This is a genomic window from Streptomonospora halophila, from assembly GCF_039542725.1.
Lineage (GTDB): Bacteria > Actinomycetota > Actinomycetes > Streptosporangiales > Streptosporangiaceae > Streptomonospora > Streptomonospora halophila.
Genome location: NZ_BAABIK010000002.1, coordinates 127,048 through 146,064 on the forward strand (window position 1 = coordinate 127,048; position 19,017 = coordinate 146,064).

The window sequence follows — 19,017 nt, forward strand, 5'->3', positions numbered from 1 at the left end:
TGCCACCGGGCGGGGGCCGCTTTCATGCGGTCAGGACGACCGCAGCTTCCGGGGGGTCTTGCGCTGCAGCTGGACCACGCCCTTGTCCGGCGGGACCGGTGGCTTGCGGCGCTTCTTCGGCGGCGGCGACTCATCTGCGCGCGGCTTCTGCTCGCGGTCCGCGAGGATCTGCTCGACGTGCTCCGGCTTGTAGCGGCGGGTGCGGCCGAGCTTGATGTACGGGATGCGGCCGGCCTTGGCCTCTTCGGCGACCCACCGCTCCCCCACTCCGAGGCGCTGCGCAACGTCGGCATCGGTCAGCAGGTCGGGGCTCATGGCGCCACCTCCGCGAACGCGCGCTCCAGTACGTCGGCGGGGTAGAGGTTGACCGCCCCGAAGGTGGCGTCCTGCCGCTTCGAGGGCTCCTGGCCTTCCTCGCGCATGATCCGGGTCGCCTTAGCGCCGACCCTGGACAGGTGCGTCCGGTCGGTGGGGTGGCCGTGGAGCTTGGCGTAGCCGAGGGCGGTGAACCAGTCGTGGCGACCCTCAATCGCGGCGACCCGCGCTTCGGTGGTGTCCTGACGGCCTTCGACGGCAACGATTCGCTGCCGGTCCTCGCGGAGCCGGTCGATCATGCCCTGCAGGACGTCGAGGTCGTCGCCGTTCTTGGCGGGCTCCAGCTCGGCTTCGCGGGTCTTCACGGCGAAGTAGGTCTGGGCGGCGGCGATCTCGGCTTTGCGGGGGTCGCCGTTCATGGCCCAGATGTAGGCGCCGTAGCGGGTGAGCCGGAAGTCGTCGACCTGGCGGTGGGCGCCCTTGCCGGCGCGGATCATATGGAGGTCGGCCTCAATATGATCCTGAGCTGCGGTTTCACCGAGCGAGTTGGTGATGGCGGCTCTGGCGCGGGCGATGCCGTCGCGGACGTCGGACCATCGGGCGTAGCCGAAGTGGGCCATCAGCTCGCGGGCGGACCAGTACTCGCGGCCCTCGGAGTCGACGTGGCGGACCGCGTCGAACGGGGAGGCGCCCGGGGCCGTCTGGATCTCGCTCATGCCGGCTCCTCGCTGCGTCGGGGCCGGTAGTGCTCGCTGGCGAGGGTTGCGGTGCGCACCCCGAGAACCTGCGCGATCTTCTCTAGGCGGGCGGGGGTGCAGTTGCGGGTGCCGCTCTCGATCTCGCTGATCAGGGATTTCCCGCATCCGACCTGCTCAGCGAGAGCCATCTGTGTCATCCCGGCGCGTTCGCGTGCTCGCTGGACGCGTTCCGGGGAGTGGTTCATCGAGCTCATGACTGAGAACCTACTGCGAACGTTCGCGAACTTCAACCCCTTAACTGCGAACGTTCTCAATCAGCCGCACGCATATGCACGTGCAGTCTTCGGATGAGCACTTTGTGTCGCCTAGGTAAGGCCAGCCTGAGCTAGACTTCGCGAACGTTCGCGAACAGAATGAGACGCATGACCGCCACTCAGCCCCCAGAAGGACTACTGATCGAGGAGGCCCGCGAATCCCGCCGACGCGGCCTCTCGCAGAACCGTGCAGCCGAACTGGCGGGCCTGAGCGGGACGCGATGGCGCCACATCGTCAACGGAACCCGCCCTGCCACGGGGGCGAAGGTCACTCAGACGGTCGCCCGTATGGCACTTGTCGTCGACGTCACACCCCAGGAGATGGAGCGGGTCGGGCGACCGGACGTAGCCCAGATCATGGCCGAGTTGCAGGACTCCGTGCCCGACCGCACAGGGTCGGGACATATGAAGGGATGGCCGCTGCGCCCGACGGAGGAGCTGTGGTGGGAGCCGCAGGACCCCTCATTGCCCGGCGGGCCGGCGATCCGCTACACCTACCGGTGGACCTCCCCGGAGGACCCGGCGGACTACATCGAGTCGTCCAAAGGGATGGACCCGGAGCGTGATCCGCTGGAGGTCGCCGCCCTGTTCCGGGAGATGCTCGCGAAGGCCTACGGGGACCGGATTCTGGGCGATCCGGAGGACGCGCGAAACCCCTGACCCACCCACCCGACAGACACATAGAGTTACCACACTTGGACCGCTGGAGATGCCCGTCACCAGCGGTTTTCCCATGCCACAGATACGGTTCACTGACCTGCACGTATGCCGATTACCCGCGAAAATCCCCCAAGCACCACTAGATGCCCCCTTTGCCTCAGGGTTACTCTGAGTACCCCAATCCCCCGAACTCCCCCCGGGGGCGAGGGCTCAGCCGAAACCCGACCGAGGGGGGAAACTTGCACACTGGCGTGCATGCGCGCGAGCGCTTCCCTGAATCCGAATACCCGAACATCAACCTCTGGGTCGACGCCGACCACCTACCCGACCCCGACCGCGACCCAGTCCGCATCGACTGGATCGGATCATCCGGTGTCCGCATCACCGGCCATACCGGGCTCTACGCCGCCGACATCTGCCGCCATGTCGTCGCCGCACTGCCCGACCCGCACCTGAGGGCATGGCTCAACGGCTACGGAGCCTGGAGCCTCAACCTCGACCACGTCCGCCGCGACCCGCTCGGCGCCCTCCAACCGTGGCTGTGGCTGCCCGTACAGCGGCGGATCATCCCGCCACAGCTTCGCTGGCCCGGAGCCTGACGACACCGCGGCCCCCTGCAGGGAGGGATTGCAGGGGGCCCACTCATGCCGCGGACCACTCCCCCGCGCCCGCCGGCGCGGTGCACAATGGAGCCCATCCGACCCGAGGAGCCGCCGTGGCCTACGCCGAGAAGCTGGTGAAGTCGTGGCGCGCGTGCTGGCGGGTGCCGGGGAAGAAGACTCCCGAGAAAGAGTCGGGATTCCCATCAGAGAAGGCGGCCCTGGAGTACGCCCAGGAGCGCGAGGTGGAGGCCCGCCGCCGCGGGCGCCGCACCCGATCCAGTCACACACTCACCGTCGAGGACTACGCCCACACCTGGTACGCCGGCCTCGACCTCGAACTCGGTTCCATGCGCGGCTACAAGGGCATCCTGGAGAACCACATCGTCCCCACCTGGGGCGACTGGCTGCTGCGCGACCTCGCCGATGCCGACGTCGAGTTCGTCGAATGGATCCGCCGGCTGCGGGCGGCGGGGTACTCTGAGTCGCGCATCAGGGCGATCCGGGGCCGCTTCTCGACCATGTGCTCCGACGCGGTCGCCCACGGCCTGCTGTACCGCAACCCGGCCGCGCAGCAACGCTCGCGGGGGCGCGCCGCGCCGCGGCGGGTGGCGGCGGCCCGCGACCGTGAGAAGAAGGTCACCACGAGCCCGTTGGGCGCGCTGTTGATCGCTGAACGCGCCGCGGTGCTGACCGGCCGCGACGACGAGTTCACGATGCTGATCACGAAGTTCTACACCGGGCTGCGCTGGGGCGAGCTTATCGGCATCGAGAAAACCCTGCTGTCCCGCGACCGGCTCCAGGTGGACTGGCAGCTCGCTGAGGAGGGCTCCCAGGGGATGGCGCGCACGCCGCCCAAGCGCGGGTCGATCCGCCCGATCGATCTACCCGGGTTCCTCGCAGACCTGCTGGAGGAGCAGGCCGAGAGGGTGGTGCACCCGAAGGTGGATGGGCGCGCGAAATGGTGCCCGTGCGGGCGCAACCTGAGCCCGGAGCATCGGCACGAGCCCGGCATCCACGTGTTCTCCGGACTCGGGCGTCACCACTGGGCGCACTCCACGTTCCTGTACCAGTACTGGGCGCCGGCGGCCTTGGGGCGCTACTACCCCGGCGACAAACGAAAGGAGCGGCTCGTCTACGTCGACGAGCCGCCTGAAGGTGGCCAGATCGGGCCATGGGACCGTACACGGCGCCGCGCCTCGCGCTGGGACGCCAAGAAGACCACCCCGGATCCGGCGGTGGCTTGCTGGGTGCCAATCCAGCCGGGCATGCGCCGCCAGCACCTGCTGCGCCACTCCCATCGGACCCTGCTGGAGGAGCTGCGCACCGAGGATCCACTCACAGACGAGCGCATGGGCCACGCCAACAGTTCGATTCAGGCCCGCTACTCCCATGTCACCCCGGGAATGCGGCGGCGGCTGTGCAAGGATCTCAGCGCCGCATGGGAGGCGGCACTGAAGGACCGAGCCCGGATCCTGGGCACCGAGTCTCCGGTGCCGACTCTGGACCGCCTCCTCGATGCTCACCGTCCGTCACATTCGGGGAGTGGCTCCAGATCCGCTCCAGATACGGGGCATCGACCGATCCGGCTCCACGCGGTATAGTAACGTCACGCTTTGTTGACCTGCATCTTCGGGGATCAGGTGGTGCGGCCGAAGTCCTCCGGCGAGATCTGGTCGAGGAACTCGCGGAACTTCTCGACCTCGTCCTCCTGCTCGTCGGGGATGGGCACCCCGGCCTCCTCGATCACGTCCTCGTGGGCGTAGATGGGCGCGCCGGTGCGCAGCGCCAGCGCGATGGAGTCGGAGGGGCGGGCACTGACCTCGACCCCGTTGGAGAAGACCAGTTCGGCGTAGAAGATGCCGTCGCTGAGCGCGGTGACGTTGACCGTGGTCAGGTCGGCGTCCAGCGCATCGAGGACGTCGCGGAAGAGGTCATGGGTGAGCGGGCGCGCGGGCATGACGCCCTGCTGGGCGAGCGCGATCGCGGTGGCCTCGACCGCGCCGATCCAGATCGGCAGGTAGCGTTCGCCGTCGGTCTCCTTGAGCAGGACGATCGGCTGGTTCGAGGGCATCTCGACCCGGACGCCGACAACCTCCATGTGCTTCACTGCGGCTCCGTCCCACGACTTGTCGTGCCGGAGGGGGCACCCGCCAGGGTGTGCTCTGCTCCGTCTTCTTCACGGTACACCGCCACACCGACAGGCGTCCGAGACAGGTCCGGGACCGCGGGGCGCCCGGACCGGGCTCCGATAACCTTCCCCGACGCCGCTTACAGGTGACATGACCGCGATGTCCCCGATCGCGCCATCGGTGGCGGTCTTCCCTAAAAAGGCTCTCCGGTGGAGGGGAGGCGCAAACCTGCTCGGCGCGGCCGGAGGCGCAGGAGCCTCAGCGCCGCGGCTTGGTCAGCAGGACCAGGCGGAACTTGCCGATCTGGACTTCGTCGCCGCCGCCGAGCTCGGCCTCGTCGATGCGCTCGCGGTTGACGTAGGTGCCGTTCAGACTGCCGACGTCGCGGACGCCGAAACCGTTGCCGCGCCGGAAGAACTCCACATGGCGCCGGGAGACCGTGACGTCGTCGAGGAAGATGTCGCTGTTGGGGTGGCGCCCCACGGTGGTGACGTCGCTGTCCAGCAGGAAGCGGCTGCCGGCGTTGGGGCCGCGCTTGACGACGAGCAGCGCCGTGCCGGGGGGCAGGGCGTCGACGTTGGTGGGCTCGCCGGGAAGGTCCTCGCCCTCGGCCTCGGCCTCCAGCGCCTGGATGCCGGCGATGGAGATGGTGGAGGTGGTCTCACCGACGGAGTCGCGGCTGCCACCGGATCCGGGGGCGGAACCTTGCCCCGCCGTACGGATGGGGGAACCGCAGTTGGAGCAGAAACGGGCATCATCCGCAACGGCGTGACCGCACTGCGTGCAGTAAACGCTCGACATAGGTCGGCTCGGCCTCCTACCGCACGGGGCGGTGCTTGATTCGGCTGGTGGTCCTTTGCGCCTGGGTGGGCGGCGTACCGCGCACCCACTGGGAAAACGGGGTGGGCCGGTGCTGTGTTCCCCCGGCTCACCTCGGATTCTTACATGGTGTCATCCCCTGCCGTGCTCTGCTGTGCACACGATCGCGTCCCGCTACCGGGCCCGGCGCAGCGCCGGAGGGCCGCCAGTGGGGAACACTCGACTCTAAACCATATCCACGGCGCACAGGAGGCGGTGCCGACCCGTCGGGGCCCTCCGGTGCACGGCCGGGTCCGGCCGTGCACCGGAGGGCCCTCGACTCGGCTCCGGCGGTCGCCGGGCTCAGCCTTCGGCCTGCTCGACCACCTGGGCCCACTCCTCCAGCAGCCGCTGGGCGGTGTCGGAGTCGGGCCCTTCGGCCCACAGATGGGTGACCGCCTCGGAGGTGTCGGGCAGGATCAGCACCCAGGAGCCGTCGGACTGGACCACCCGGACACCGTCGGTGGTGTCGACCTCGCGTCCTTCCGAGGCCTCGACCACGGCGCGCATGACGCTTCCCTTGACCGCCCACGGTGTGGGCACCGAGCGGCGCAGCAGGTGGGCCTGCGGGATGCGCCGGTCGATCTCGCTGAACGAGAGCCGGGTGCGCGCCACCAGGCCCAGCAGCCGCACGAACGCGGCGATGCCGTCGCTGGTGCGGGAGAACTCCGGCACCACGTAGCCGCCGCGGCCGTCGGCGGCGAAGACGATGTCGTCGGCCTGGGCCGCCTTGGCCAGCTCGTCGACGGCGGTGGGCGTCCACTGCACGTCGACGCCGTGGTAGCCCGCGACCTGCCCGGCCACGCGCGTGGTGGTGACCGGCAGCGCGACCCGGCCGCCGCCGCGCTCGGCGGCGATCAGGTCGAGGACCACCAGCAGGGCGCGCTCGTTGTCGACGACCTGGCCGTTCTCGTCGACCACCGACAGCCGCTCCGCCACGGGGTCGAACCGCACGCCGAAGTCGGCCCGCGACGACGAGACGAGCTCGCCCAGGTACTGCAGGTCGCGCATCTGCTTGGCGAGCGTGTCGGTGGGCGAGTCCTCGTCCAGCCGGTTGTTGACGGTGAGCACGTCGGCGCCGAGCCGGCCCAGCAGCGAGGGCAGGATCAGCGACCCGGTGCCCCCGGCGCAGTCGACGACCACCTTGAGGCCGGCCTCGCCGATGCCCGTGGTGTCGACGGTGCGCAGCAGGTCGTGGGCGTAGTTCTCCACGCCCCGCGACGGGAAGGACAGCTCCGCGATCTCGCCGGGGAAGGCGCGGCGGTACTCGGCGCGCGAGAACACCCGCTCCAGCTTGCGCTGCGCCCCCGGCGAGAGGTCGGCGCCGCGCTCGTCGAAGAACATGATGTCCACCGACTGCGGGTCGCCGGGCGAGGTCCGCAGGCTGATGCCGCCGGCCACCCCGCTCTGGGAGGTGTGGAAGCGCGCCACCGGCAGCGGCACCACCTCCAGGTCGCGCACGTCGATGGCGGACGCGGTCAGCGCGCTGATGACCGCGCGCTTGAGCGCGCGCGCCGCCCGGGAGACGTCGCGCGAGGTGGTGACCACCGATCCCTTCTTCAGCGTGGTGGCGAACGCGCTCGCCAGGCGCACGGCGAGCTCGGGGGTGATCTCGACGTTGATCAGGCCCGAGACTCCGCGCTGGCCGAACAGCGAGCGCTGGCCGCGGGACTCCCAGATCACGTTGGTGTTGACGACCGCGCCGGCCTCGATCGTCTTGAACGGGTAGACCTTGACGTCGTTGGAGAGGTAGGCCTCGGACTCGACGACGCACTCCTCGCCGACGATCGCCCCCTCCTCCACCCGGGCGCTGGACATGACGTCGGTGTTCTTGCCGATGACGCATCCGCGCAGGTTGGTGCTGGCGCCGATGTAGACGTTGTCGTGCACCACGGCGCGGTGCAGGAACGCCTCGGAGCGCACCACCACGTTGCTGCCGAGCACGCTGAACTCGCGCAGTTCGGCGCCGGCCTCGACCTTGGCGTAGTCGCCGATGTAGAGCGGGCCCTTGAGCACGGCCTCGGAGTCGACCTCGGCGCCCTCGGCCATCCACACGCCCGGCGATACCTCGAAGCCGTCGATCTCGACGTCGACCTTGCCGGAGAGGACGTCGGCCTGGGCGCGCAGGTAGCTCTCGTGGGTGCCGACGTCCTCCCAGTAGCCGTCGGCGATGTAGCCGTAGAGCGGCTCGCCGTCCTTGAGCAGCTTGGGGAACACGTCGCCCGACCAGTCGACGACCTCGCCCTCGGCGACCTCGTCGAGCACCTCGGGTTCCATGATGTAAATGCCGGTGTTGACGGTGTCGGAGAAGACCTGGCCCCAGGTCGGCTTCTCCAGGAACCGCTGCACGCGCCCCTGCTCGTCGACGATGATGATGCCGAACTCGAGCGGGTTCTCGACCCGCTTGAGCCCGATGGTGACCTTCGCTCCGTTCTCGCGGTGGTACCGCACCATGTCGCTCAGGTCGATGTCGGTCAGCGCGTCGCCGGAGATGACGATGAACGGCTCGCCGCGCAGGTGCTCCTCGGCGTTCTTGACGCTGCCGGCGGTGCCGAGCGGCACCTCCTCGGCAACGTAGTGCAGGTTCATGCCGAGTTCCTCGCCGTCGCCGAAGTAGTTGCGGATCAGCGTGGCCAGGAACTGGACGGTCACGACGGTGTCGTCGAAGCCGTGCCGCTTGAGCAGCCGCAGGACGTGCTCCATGATCGGCCGGTTGACGACGGGCAGGAGTGGCTTGGGCTGGTTGGCGGTCATCGGGCGGAGGCGGGTGCCCTCTCCTCCGGCCATGACTACGGCCTTCATCGGGGCCACCCCCAGACCCCGCGATGTGGACGGCCGGACGCCCTCGGGCGCGTTCTCATGGTGGGGATGTCGCTCCCTTCCTGTTGTTCGTGCCGCTGGGTGGTGGTCCGGGGCTTTGGGAACCGCCGCCGGGAGCCGTCTGGTCCGACGGCGCCGGCTCCGGGGCCCCGCGGCTGTCGTGGCCGGAAGTGGCCGCTACCCCGGGCAGGGCGTTCTCACCCGTGCCCGATGGATGGTCGGCCCGCCGGGCGTGCGCGATCAGGCGCCGCCCCTGCACCGCGTACAGCAGCCCGGCCCACCAGTAGATAGCCGTTCCCCAGATTGCGAACGCCCAACCCGCGACGCGCGCCACATCGCCGACGATTCCGGCGTATCCGGCTACGAAGAGCAACGGGAAGGAGTAGAGCAGGCAGAGGGTGGCCGCCTTGCCCGCGAAGTTCACCGGCAGCGTGCCGTAGCCGTAGTAGCGCATGACCGGCAGCGCCAGCACCATCAGCACGTCGCGCAGCACCAGCACCGCCATCAGCCACCACGGCACGATGCCGCGCATCACCAGCCCCAGCAGCGCGGCGAAGATATAGAGGCGGTCGGCCATCGGGTCGAGCACCGCGCCCAGCCGGCTCATCTGGTTCCAGGCCCGAGCGATCTTGCCGTCGAGCCAGTCGGAGATCCCGGCGAAGGCCAGCACGCCCAGTGCCCACCAGTCGGCCTGGGGCACCAGCACCAGCCACAGGAACACGGGCACGCCCACGAGGCGCAGCATGCTCAGCAGGTTCGGCACGGTCCAGACCCGGTCGCCTGCGGTGCGCGCCGCTGCGCGCGGGCTCACTCGGCTCGCCACCCCACCTCCCAAGTGTCCGAATAGCGAGCTTACCCGGCACAGGCTCGGGTTATAGCGGGGAGGTCACAGCGGAAAGGCGCGGTTACAACGGCGACAGGGCGAGCGTGCGCAGCCGGTCGGCGCCGGTGGGCTCCTCGTCGCGGAGTCGGCAGCGGCGGATTCCGTAGCGCCCGAAACGCGCCCGCACCGCCTCAACGACCGCGGCGTCGGGGGTTTCGGGCACCTGGTTGAGCACCACAGGGCCCAAGCGGAACCCGGCGGCCGACAGCTCGTCCGCGGCGCGCTCGGTCTCGGCCAGCACCATCCGCCGCGGCAGCAGCACCAGGTGCACCGCCGCTTCGCCGCGCAGCCGTTCGGCCGCGCGCTCCAGGCGCAGGCGGCGCGCGTGCAGCTTGTCCAGCAGCGGGTCGCGCTCGGGCTCGGCGGAGCCCCCGACCACGCCCGCGGCGAAGCGGTCGGCGTCGACGGCGCGCTCCCGCTGGCGCGCCAGGCCCTCCAGCCAGGGGGTGAGCAGCGTGGGCATGTGCAGCATGCGCAGCAGGTGGCCGGTCGGGGCGCTGTCGACGACCAGCCGGTCCCACTCCCCGGGCACCCGGTCCATCGCGTCGATGAGCAGGTCGTTGAGCGCGGACTCGGTCATGCCGGGTCCGGCGGCGGCGTGGTCGAGGTGGCGCTGGACCGCCGGCATGATCTCGCGCGGCAGGGCCGCGTAGGCGTCGTCGGTGACCTGCTTGACGCGGCGGCGCACGGCGGCCTCGGCGTCGGGTTCGGCGGCCCACAGGTTCTCGGCGACCCGGCGCGGGCTCTCGCCGAGCCGGGTCTCCAGCGCGTCGCCGAGCGAGTGGGCGGGGTCGGTGGAGATCAGCAGGGTGCGCAGGCCCCGGTCGGCGAGGGCGAGCGCGGCGGAGGCGGCCATGGTCGTCTTGCCGACTCCGCCCTTGCCGCCGAAGAAGGCGATGGGCTCGGCGCCGACCACGCCGCCCGCCGGGGCCTCGCCGGCCTCGGCGCGGTCGGCCGGCCCCGCTTGCTCGTCGGCGGCCACGGCCGCATCCCCCCTGCCTGTCGCCGCCCGACGGGGCTCAGCAGCACACCCCGGCGTCGCCGAAGGTCTCCCGGCCCATGCGCTGATGCCATTCGTGCAGGTCGGCGACCATGTACGGAATCAGGTCCAGCGTCTCATAGCCGGCGGGGTCCTCCACGCCCAGCGTCTGCAGCAGCAGCATGGCCCGCAGCGTGTCCTGCTGGGTGCGGGCCTCGCGGCGCAGTGCGTAGCGCCAGCGGGCGTCGAACCACTCCTGGTGGAACGCCTCGATCCGGCGCCACGCACTGCGCAGCCGCTCCCACCTCCCGGTCACGTCACTGGCTCTCGTCGGTGCCCGCGGTCTCGTCGGCCGACGCGGCCTCCGGCGCCCCGGTCCCGCGCTGGGCGAAGGCCCGGCGCAGGGCGATCGCCGCCTCGACGATCAGCCAGACCGCCAGCACGAAGATGGCCACGTCCAGCGGCGCCAGCAGGAACATCTGCATCGGGTCGCCCGAGGAGACGAAACCGATCAGGTTGATGACCAGCGCCCAGGTGGTCATGATCACCAGGAAGACCAGCGGCACCAGCACCGCGATCGGGTTGCGGCTCTTCTTGGTCACCCAGACCGCGATCACCGACAGCGCCAGTCCGGCGGTGAGCTGGTTGGTGGTGCCGAACAGCTGCCACAGGGTGCCGAAGGCGAAGTTGCCCGGTACCAGCGCCAGAGCCAGCGGGATCAGCACCGCCACCGAGGTGGCCGCCGTCAGGTTGCGGGCCAGCGGCCGGAACCCGGTGATCTCGGCGATCTCCTGGATGATGTAGCGCTGCAGCCGGACGCCGGTGTCCATGGAGGTCGCGGCGAAGCTGATCACGACGATCGCGGCGAAGACCGCGCCCACGGACAGCGGGACGCCGAGGTTGCCGGCGAACCCGGCCACACCGTTGACGAAGTTGCCCACCGCGCCGTCGGAGGCGGTCGCGAAGTCGACGTAGAGGGTGTCCCACTCGCCGGCGGTGGCGACCACGCCGGCCGTGCAGGCCAGGATCGAGCACAGCGCCAGCGCGCCTTCGCCGGAGGAGGCCAGGTAGCCCACATAGCGGGCGTCGGTCTCCTTGTCCAGCTGCTTGGAGGTGGTGCCCGAGGAGACCAGGCTGTGGAAGCCGGAGACGGCGCCGCAGGCGATGGTCACGAACAGCAGCGGGAACCAGGGCGGAGAGCCGGCGGGCACGTCGTTGACGACCGGGGCGACGATCCTGTCCCAGCCGACCACCACGCCCAGGAAGATGACCGCCAGCGCCAGCACCATCTGCAGCTGGTTCACGTAGTCGCGCGGCTGCAGGAGCATCCACACCGGCAGGCGCGAGGCGAAGAACGCGTAGACGAAGATCAGCAGCACCCACAGGGTCTGGGCCGACATGCCCAGCGCTCCGGCGAGCGGGTCCAGCGAGACCGGCACCGCCACGCCCAGCGGGATGAAGGCGTAGACGACGACCAGGCAGATGATCGAGGGGACCAGCGCCGCGGTCCGGCGGCGGTAGACGATCTGGCCCAGTCCGATGGCCAGCGGGATGGTGACCAGCACCGGCAGCACCGCGGCCGGGTTGCCGTCCAGCAGGATGCCGATGACCACCGCGAAGACCGCGTTGACCATGGTAAGCAGGAAGAACAGGATCAGCAGGAACAGCACGCGCGAGCGGGCGCTGATCACCTCGCCCGCCAGTGTTCCGATGCTCTTGGCCTTGTGGCGCACCGAGACCGCCAGCGCGCCGAAGTCGTGCACGCCGGCGGCGAAGACCGTGCCCGCCACCACCCAGAGCAGGGCCGGTCCCCAGCCCCAGAAGACCGCGACGGCCGGCCCCACGATCGGGGCGGCGCCGGCGACCGAGATGAAGTGGTGGCTGAAGACGATGTGCTTGTTGGTGGGGACGAAGTCGATACCGTCGCGGTAGGTGTGGGCCGGTGTCACGAACGCCGGGTCGAGCGCGTAGACGCGCTTGGCCAAGTACGCCGAGTAGTACCGGTAGCCCAGTGCGAATATCGCGAGGACCACGACCATGACTACGGCTGCTGGCATTGGCTGTCCTTAGGTCACACGTCTGCACACGCGGCCTGCACCCCTTCCGAGCCGCGCATCGGCCCGGCATCGGATGGAGCGGCCGATCGCCGAGGCGCCGCGGACCGGGACACAAACCATCGAAGATCGAATAAAGTCTCCAGAAATTAACACGTGTCTCCTCGCGTACAAAGGGCTGGCCTTGCTGAACATGGTCACGGTTTGGCGGCGATCGACGACCGCCGAGATGTGCTGGTCCGGGTCCGACGGCCCCGTCGGCATCCCGGTGGTGCCGCTCGTGTGGGACGACCTCCCGTGCGTGGCGCTGCCCATGGCCCACCTGGACGCGGTCGACACCATGACCTCGGGGCGGGCCGCCTTCGCCGTCACCGAGCAGGCGTCCGAGGACGCTTCGGGCGGGACCCTGGCCGCGGGACCGGTCGACATCCGCTTCGACCTCGACGGCAAGCGCTTCGCCGACCACCTGCTGGAGCAGGAGATCGTCAAGCACCCGCCGACGCGGCTGCGCGCCGACGGGCTGATGGCGCGGCGCGAGAACTGGTGGTGGATGCCGCGGGTGCTGATCACCCTGACGGCGCTGGAGCAGGAGCACGAGATCCCCGCTCGCAGGCGCGGCGAGGACGCGCTGCTGGTGCGCCCGGGCGCCGAGGGCGCGGCGCCGCGCGTGGACACGGTCACCGCGCGCGCCTGGCCCGAGGAGCCCGGCGGCGCGGTCGAGCTGTGGCGCCGCGACGGTGCGGCGCTGGAGGGCGCGGGGGAGCCGGCCTTCGCCTTCGCCCACCGCCACAGCCCCGACTTCGAGCGCTGGGAGCGCTGGTGGCGCACCGGCCGCACCGAGGGCGAGCACCTCGCGGTCACCGGCGGCACCGGAACCCCCGCCGAGACGCCCCTCCCCTCTTACAACCTGCCCCCTTACAACCTGCTCTCGCGCTACCGCAACCACCGCGACGTCGTCCGCGCCTGCCGCCAGGGCATCGCCAGGGCCGAGGCGCGCAGCGCGGGGCAGACCTGACCTGCCGGCGGCGGCCCGGCCCCGACGGGCCCTCGCATGCGCGGTCGCGCCGATGACGGCGAAGACCGGAAGCGGCGCCGGGGCGGCGCCGGGGTCCGCTGCAGACGGGTGACACCCCCGCTGACCCGCGGTGCGGGCCGGCAGGCGGAAGACGGTTCGTCGTCCCGGTCCGGGCACGGCCGGTGGAACGCGGCGGACGGCACCGGCCGCGGCTCCCCGGCCGTGCGACGCGGGCCCCGCCTCGAACGAGCACCCGGAGTGCGACCGCGTCGACCCGTCGTGTCCGGATTCGGCCAGCTGCTGCGCGGCACCCGCGCAGCGCCCGGCCCTGCACTGGGAGGACTCCGGCCCCTCCCCCGCCCTCGGCACCGGCCGGGATTTGCGTTTCCGCAATACGGGACAAACTTCCGATTTCATCCGCGATGCGCGCTCTAAGGTAATACCCGGACTGCCCCGGAAAGGCGTGGCGAAAGGGTAAACGGGTGAATACGGAGATCCCCCCAGGCCTCGCGGACGGCATCGACCCCAGTGCGATCACGATCCCCCCGGTCAAGGTCGAGGACCTGGAAGAGGCGGCACGCGCCGTCAAAGGCGACGGCCAGGACGTCTCCGACATCGGCAACGACATCAAATCCGCCTGGGGCGGCCTGCAGGGCATCTACAGCGCGCCCGAGGACGAGACCCTCTTCTCCGCGATCGACCCCGTGGCCACCAAGGGCGACGAGGTCGGCGACGCGGCCAGGACCGCCGGCGACGCCCTGCTGGACTTCGCCGCCGATGTGCGGCCCATCCTGGAGCGCTGGCGCGCCCTCAAGCACGACGCCCAGGACATGCAGGACCACATCGACGCCGACGACGACTGGCGCTCCGACGAGGACAAGGTCGAGGAGTTCAACCAGCTCAACAACGACCTCATCAAGGTCCAGAACGACTTCATGGCCGCCGAGCGCGAATGCGCCAACAAGATCACCGCCCTGTTCGGCGGCACGACGTTCGTGGCCACCGACCCGGGATCCGAGCCGGACCCGGGAGAGGGCGAGCAGGCCTACGGCTACACCGAGGCCCACCAGGACGTGGCCACGCCGTGGGCCGTGCCCCAGGAGCACGATGCGCCGTGGTACGCCGACGTCGGCGCCGCCGTCGTCGACCTCACCTGGGGATCGGTCAAGGACACCCTGGCCCTGGCCGGACTGCACGACGGCCAGGGCGACTGGACCCTCGACCCCGCGACCATGTGGGGAAACGCCACCCAGACCTGGAGCGACACTTTCGCGGGCGCCGGCATGCTCGCCGGCTACGGCCCCGACGGCTTCAGCTGGTCGACGGCGGGCACCGCCTGGACCGAGGTCGCCCACTCCATGGTGCCCTGGAACGAGTGGGGAGACCGCCCCGGCTATGTGATCACCCAGAGTGTGGTGAACATCGGCAGCATCGTCGCCGGCGTGGCGCTGACCGCCTCGGGGGTGGGCGCCGTGGCCGGCGTCCCGCTGCTGGCCTGGCGGGGCACCCGCGTCATGCGCACCCTGGGCAAGCTGGGCGACCTGGGCCCCGGCTCGGGCCACGGCGGCGACAGCGGGGACGGCGGCTCGGCGTCCGGTTCGGCGGCCTCGGGCGGCCGGCCCGACTTCGACCTCAAGCTCGACGGCGCCGGGCCGCGCAACGGGATCCCCACCGCCCGGGAGATCCAGGACCAGCTCACCGACTGGGAGGACATGGCCTCCGAGCTCGGTTGGGAGGAGACCATGCGGCGGGCGGGCGACCTCGCCGAGACGGTCGAGCAGCGCGAACCGGCCCTGGTCGGCGCCCCGAACGACACCCCCGGCGTCCAGGCCAGCGCCGAAGGCCCGAACGATCCCCCTTCGACCAAGCCCGAACCCGCCCCGCCGACGACCGAGTCGCCCTCCTCCGGGTCGCCCTCCGAACGGCCGTCGAGACCGTCCCCCAGCCCCGCCGGCGGTGACGGCCCACCCGGAGGCGGCCCACCAGGCGGCCCACCCGGAGGTGGCCGCCCCGCCGCGCCAAGCGGCGGAGATCCGGAGGGCGGAGACGGTGGAGGCGACGATCGGCCGTCCGCGTCAGATGAGCGAGGAGATCAGGCCACACCGGAGAACGAGGCGGACACCCCGCCGGAAGACGGCCGACCGTCGGGCCCCACCGACGACGACTCGGGAACTGGCGGTGACCGACCCGGCCGACCGGATTCGGAGAGCTCGGGAGACGACGATTCCGCGCCCTCAGAGGAGGCTTCCGAGCAGCGCCGGTCGTCGCGGCCCGAGTGGTTGCCGGATGTCGACCGCGGGAACGCCTTCAATGCAAGGCGGGAGCCGATCTACACCGCGCGAGGCGGGGCGAACGAGATACACGTCGGAGAACACACTCCCGGAAACCAGTACAAGAGACTCGACTCCTACATACCAAACAAGGAGATTGTCTCGAGAAAGCATACCCAGTTCCATGAGATTCAAGAGAAGACAGGTCTTAGTTACCTTTACGACCTCCGGGACAACTATGCACCGGGCACGGTAATCGCAGACACCCCCTCCAACCGTAGGGACCTGGATCCCGATGTGATCGGAAAGCCCCTCAAGGGTGATATGATTCTCGAAGTTCCGGTTCAAGAGGCGGGCATCCCCGAAATAATCCTGGAGAAGGCCGAAGATCTGAACATCACGATCAGGGACGACGAGGGGAACATCTACGAACTGCCAGACGAGGAGGACGACGGAGCCCATGGCAACGAATGAAGACCTGCCGAAGGTCGCCTACTGCTGGACATGGAACTACCGGCGCAATCGCATCGGCACACCCCTCACCGAGTCCGAGGCCTCCAGCCGGGATGCAGAGGGCGATGAGTACACGGCAGTCCTCTCGACACATCCGGGTCTCTCCCATCCGATCCTCGTCACGATCTGCTGGAAGAACGCCTACGCCAGCACTCAGTTCCTGGACGACCACGGCCGCCCGCATGTGCAGTACGAGTTCGCCAAAGTAAGCGACAAGCAGCTTTTCTTGAAGCGCGTCTTCATTTGGGAATACCCGGACGACAACCCTCGGCTGACCGTTAAGGACTCGAAGGTATACGAGGAGTTCGATTACCGCGAAGACGGCTATCTGAAGCACACGAAGTTCAACGAGTACGAGAACGTCAAAGACATAGCCGAGTACAAGGAGACCTCGGTGGAGGCCAACTGGGAGCCGGTTCCGGAATTCGGTGAGTACGGTTCCATCGCACGCTGGGAACGCTCCACGTGACGGCAGCCGACCCTGTAGACCTTTATGGTCTCGTCGGCGTCCTCCCGAGAGAAAACGAGGGAAGACCCCATGGCCACCTCGTTGTCGGCTACGTCGCATAGAGCCGAGAGGCGGACGGCCTTCCCCGATCGAGGCGGACTCGGCGCCGGTCAGCCCCTCACACCTTGCGCCACTTGGGGGTCCAGGCTCCGTCCTCTACCTCGTAGTCGCTGAACAGGGCCGGGGCCTCCTCGCGCATGAGTGCGCCGATCTTGCCGAAGAGCAGGCGGATCTCCTCCTCGGCGCCGGGAGCGGTGCGGGCCTCCAGGGTGTGGCGCAGGGTGCGGACGTTGGCGGTCCACACCAGGCCCGTGGCCACGCCCTCGGGAGCGAAGCGGCGCATGAAGGATGTGCGGTGCTTCTTCTCCGCGAACTTGACGCCCTCCTCATCGAGGCCGAAGTGCTCGGCCATCCACCGCTGGAAGCGCTCCATCTGGTCGAGCATCTCCGTGGCGCGCTTCATCAGCTCGGGGTCGTCCTTGGCCCACTCGGGGAACCAGAACGGCAGGTCCTCCAGCCGCACGAACCGCATCGACTCCTGGGAGACCGCGGTGCCGGGTCGGTGCCGAACGAGTTCATGGGTCATGACCCTGCTGACGTTGTGCAGCACGAAGCTGAAGCTGACGTGCTCCAGGACGGAGCCGTGCAGGCTGGCGAGGAGGTTGCCCAGGTACTGGTCCTGGTCGGTGCGCACCCGGGTCACGTTGGGGTTGAGGCCGGGCTCCCAGGAGCGGTAGCACAGGCGCCCGGCGAACTCCGCGAGGTTCTGCGGGTCGTTCAGCTCGGAGTCGAGCTCGCCGCGGTCGAGCCGCTCCAGCCAGCTCTGCCCGCCGACGTCGGCCAGATAGCCGGCCACCTCGTCGTAGTCCAACTGCGGGCGGGCGATCAGGCGGACCTCGGGCTCGACGCTCTTCACCGTGCTTAACTCCCCCATCGGCGGGCCCGGCGGCCCGGCGCGTGCGTGCGGCGACCGCCGCATCCGGAGGGAGCGCCGTCGGCCGCGGCGAGCGGCGTCGGCGGTGGTCCGGGCGGCGGTGTCCGTCCGAACGTAGCAAAGCCCGGGGACGATGGTCGCAGGCCCCGTGCCGCGCCGCCGCGGCGGCGGGGCCTGCGAGGACGGAGTGGGGATGGCCGGTGCGAGGTGGGGCGGGGCCTGGACGGCCCCGGTTGTCCGCCGGTTGCGATGGTTCCGTGACCTGCACGCCCCCGAGCCGGGCCGAGGGGTCGGCCCGGGCCGGCTTCGCCGGTGATCCCTGCGGAGCGGCCGACCAGGGGGCGGGCCTCACCCGATGAGGAAGCCGCCCGGCGCGACGATCACGCCGACGACGACGAGGACGATGCCCCACAGCATCTGGCGGCGCAGCAGAGCGAAGATGCCCGCGACGATCAGTACGATTCCGATTATCAGTGCGATAGTGCTCATGGCCCGGTCACTAACCCCACCGGAGATCTCTTAACGCCTGCCGCGCAACGGACCGCGCGGCGGCCTCATTCCTGCAGGTAGGGCAGCACGGCGTCGGGTCCGGCGAAGTCGCCGCCCTGCGGTCCGCCGTGCCAGAAGGGGTCGTCGTCGGGGAAGTCGCCCGCGTAGGCCGAGGCGTCGTCGACCGGGCGGTAGCCCAGTTCGCTCTCGCCGACGCTGAGGTCCCAGAACCTGCGGGCGTTGCCGGAGACCGCGTAGGCGGCCACGAAGTTCACGTTGGATGCGGTGATCGCGGCGCGCACGAACCCGATGCAGTCGCGCGGGCTGAGCCAGGTGGCGAGGTGGCGGGTCTCGGTCGGCTGCTCCTCGAAGGAGCCGACGCGCAGCGCGACGACCTCCAGTCCGAAGGTGTCGGCGTACATCTGGCCCAGCGCCTCGCCGGCCACCTTGGTGACCCCGTAGAAGCCGTCGGGGCGGGGCGGCTCGTCGGGGAAGACGTGGTGGTGGATGGGGTAGTTGCCGGTGACCCGGTTGCTGGAGAAGAGCACGACGCGGGACACCCCGGCCTGACGCGCGGCCTCCAGGACGTTGAGGGTGCCGCGCACGTTGGCGTCGAGCAGCTCGTCGAAGGCGGCCTCGCCGGGGATCGCGGCGAGGTGGACGACCGCGTCGGCGCCTCTGAACGCCTCGCACAGGGCGGCGCGGTCGCCGATGTCGGCCTTGACCGCGGTCTCGGCGCCGTCCTCGGGTTCGATGTCGGCGATGTCGACCAGCACCAGGTGGTCGGCGTCCTCCCGCAGTCCCTCGCGCACGGTGGCGCCGATCTTGCCCGCCGCCCCGGTGATCACGACCCTGCCAAGTTTCACGTCCATGCATTCGAGCCTATGGGGAAGGCGGGGTGCTGGGCACACGGCCTGGCGCGTTGCGGACGAACCGGCCTGCGGCGGACACAGACGCCGTGGCCGGCGGACCGGGC

General features: G+C 70.1%; 19 protein-coding genes. 6 read left to right on the forward strand and 13 right to left on the reverse strand.

Annotated elements, in window-relative coordinates:
- Window positions 1–30: 30 nt before the first annotated feature.
- Genes ABEA15_RS02775 through ABEA15_RS02785 form a run of 3 tightly spaced genes read right to left on the reverse strand, consistent with a single transcriptional unit; the run spans window position 31 to window position 1,267 of the window.
- On the reverse strand, window positions 31–315 hold the full coding sequence (locus ABEA15_RS02775; protein ID WP_345555346.1) for a helix-turn-helix domain-containing protein: 285 nt from the start codon (window positions 313–315) through the stop codon (window positions 31–33).
- On the reverse strand, window positions 312–1,031 hold the full coding sequence (locus ABEA15_RS02780; RefSeq protein WP_345555347.1) for a hypothetical protein: 720 nt from the start codon (window positions 1,029–1,031) through the stop codon (window positions 312–314). The genes ABEA15_RS02775 and ABEA15_RS02780 overlap by 4 nt, the downstream gene beginning before the upstream one ends.
- Window positions 1,028–1,267 carry a helix-turn-helix domain-containing protein gene (locus ABEA15_RS02785; protein WP_345555348.1) on the reverse strand — a complete coding sequence of 80 codons (240 nt, stop codon included), beginning with the start codon at window positions 1,265–1,267 and terminating at the stop codon, window positions 1,028–1,030. Before ABEA15_RS02785 ends, ABEA15_RS02780 begins: the two co-directional genes overlap by 4 nt.
- A gap of 168 nt (window positions 1,268–1,435) precedes the next feature.
- On the opposite strand from ABEA15_RS02785, the gene ABEA15_RS02790 reads away from it, so the two are divergent.
- From ABEA15_RS02790 to ABEA15_RS02800, 3 genes are all read left to right on the forward strand, one after another.
- The gene (locus ABEA15_RS02790; protein ID WP_345555349.1) at window positions 1,436–1,987 is read left to right on the forward strand and encodes a helix-turn-helix domain-containing protein; all 552 of its coding nucleotides are present in this window, start codon (window positions 1,436–1,438) and stop codon (window positions 1,985–1,987) included.
- Between the two features lie 239 nt (window positions 1,988–2,226).
- Window positions 2,227–2,586, forward strand: coding sequence for a hypothetical protein (locus tag ABEA15_RS02795; RefSeq protein WP_345555350.1), 360 nt, complete (start codon window positions 2,227–2,229; stop codon window positions 2,584–2,586).
- Window positions 2,587–2,702: 116 nt separating this feature from the next.
- Window positions 2,703–4,190: a hypothetical protein gene (locus ABEA15_RS02800; protein ID WP_345555351.1), complete on the forward strand. Its 1,488-nt coding sequence runs from the start codon at window positions 2,703–2,705 to the stop codon at window positions 4,188–4,190.
- A gap of 35 nt (window positions 4,191–4,225) precedes the next feature.
- Here ABEA15_RS02800 and ABEA15_RS02805 read toward each other — a convergent pair whose 3' ends face one another.
- The 7 genes from ABEA15_RS02805 to ABEA15_RS02835 form a co-directional block, all read right to left on the reverse strand.
- Entirely contained in the window at window positions 4,226–4,696 is a 471-nt protein-coding gene (locus ABEA15_RS02805; protein ID WP_311545219.1) for a bifunctional nuclease family protein, read from the reverse strand.
- Between the two features lie 280 nt (window positions 4,697–4,976).
- Window positions 4,977–5,519 carry a double zinc ribbon and FHA domain-containing protein gene (locus ABEA15_RS02810; protein ID WP_344145010.1) on the reverse strand — a complete coding sequence of 181 codons (543 nt, stop codon included), beginning with the start codon at window positions 5,517–5,519 and terminating at the stop codon, window positions 4,977–4,979.
- Between the two features lie 360 nt (window positions 5,520–5,879).
- Window positions 5,880–8,378: a sugar phosphate nucleotidyltransferase gene (locus ABEA15_RS02815; protein WP_345555352.1), complete on the reverse strand. Its 2,499-nt coding sequence runs from the start codon at window positions 8,376–8,378 to the stop codon at window positions 5,880–5,882.
- A gap of 55 nt (window positions 8,379–8,433) precedes the next feature.
- Window positions 8,434–9,141, reverse strand: a complete 708-nt coding sequence (locus tag ABEA15_RS02820) for a CDP-alcohol phosphatidyltransferase family protein (RefSeq protein ID WP_386699676.1) — start codon at window positions 9,139–9,141, stop codon at window positions 8,434–8,436.
- A 160-nt stretch (window positions 9,142–9,301) separates the two neighbouring features.
- Window positions 9,302–10,195 (reverse strand): ArsA family ATPase, encoded by an 894-nt coding sequence (locus ABEA15_RS02825; RefSeq protein WP_345555456.1) that lies wholly within the window; start codon window positions 10,193–10,195, stop codon window positions 9,302–9,304.
- Between the two features lie 103 nt (window positions 10,196–10,298).
- Window positions 10,299–10,574, reverse strand: coding sequence for a cory-CC-star protein (locus tag ABEA15_RS02830; RefSeq protein WP_344145016.1), 276 nt, complete (start codon window positions 10,572–10,574; stop codon window positions 10,299–10,301).
- 1 nt (window position 10,575) lies between these two features.
- Window positions 10,576–12,315 (reverse strand): carbon starvation CstA family protein, encoded by a 1,740-nt coding sequence (locus ABEA15_RS02835; RefSeq protein WP_345555353.1) that lies wholly within the window; start codon window positions 12,313–12,315, stop codon window positions 10,576–10,578.
- 190 nt (window positions 12,316–12,505) lie between these two features.
- On the opposite strand from ABEA15_RS02835, the gene ABEA15_RS02840 reads away from it, so the two are divergent.
- The 3 genes from ABEA15_RS02840 to ABEA15_RS02850 all read left to right on the forward strand — a co-directional run bounded on the left by ABEA15_RS02840 (window position 12,506) and on the right by ABEA15_RS02850 (window position 16,579).
- A complete protein-coding gene (locus tag ABEA15_RS02840) occupies window positions 12,506–13,327 on the forward strand; it encodes a hypothetical protein (protein ID WP_345555457.1) in 822 nt (273 codons plus the stop codon).
- 482 nt (window positions 13,328–13,809) lie between these two features.
- Window positions 13,810–16,071 carry a hypothetical protein gene (locus ABEA15_RS02845; RefSeq protein WP_345555354.1) on the forward strand — a complete coding sequence of 754 codons (2,262 nt, stop codon included), beginning with the start codon at window positions 13,810–13,812 and terminating at the stop codon, window positions 16,069–16,071.
- Window positions 16,058–16,579, forward strand: a complete 522-nt coding sequence (locus ABEA15_RS02850) for a hypothetical protein (protein WP_345555355.1) — start codon at window positions 16,058–16,060, stop codon at window positions 16,577–16,579. Before ABEA15_RS02845 ends, ABEA15_RS02850 begins: the two co-directional genes overlap by 14 nt.
- Window positions 16,580–16,736: 157 nt before the next feature.
- Here the strand turns inward: ABEA15_RS02850 and thyX are convergent, their stop codons facing one another.
- The 3 genes from thyX to ABEA15_RS02865 form a co-directional block, all read right to left on the reverse strand.
- A complete protein-coding gene (gene thyX / locus ABEA15_RS02855) occupies window positions 16,737–17,534 on the reverse strand; it encodes an FAD-dependent thymidylate synthase (RefSeq protein ID WP_345555356.1) in 798 nt (265 codons plus the stop codon).
- Window positions 17,535–17,900: 366 nt separating this feature from the next.
- The gene (locus ABEA15_RS02860) at window positions 17,901–18,041 is read right to left on the reverse strand and encodes a GPGG-motif small membrane protein (RefSeq protein ID WP_344145026.1); all 141 of its coding nucleotides are present in this window, start codon (window positions 18,039–18,041) and stop codon (window positions 17,901–17,903) included.
- Between the two features lie 65 nt (window positions 18,042–18,106).
- Window positions 18,107–18,913: an NAD-dependent epimerase/dehydratase family protein gene (locus tag ABEA15_RS02865; RefSeq protein ID WP_345555358.1), complete on the reverse strand. Its 807-nt coding sequence runs from the start codon at window positions 18,911–18,913 to the stop codon at window positions 18,107–18,109.
- Between the last annotated feature and the right edge of the window lie 104 nt (window positions 18,914–19,017).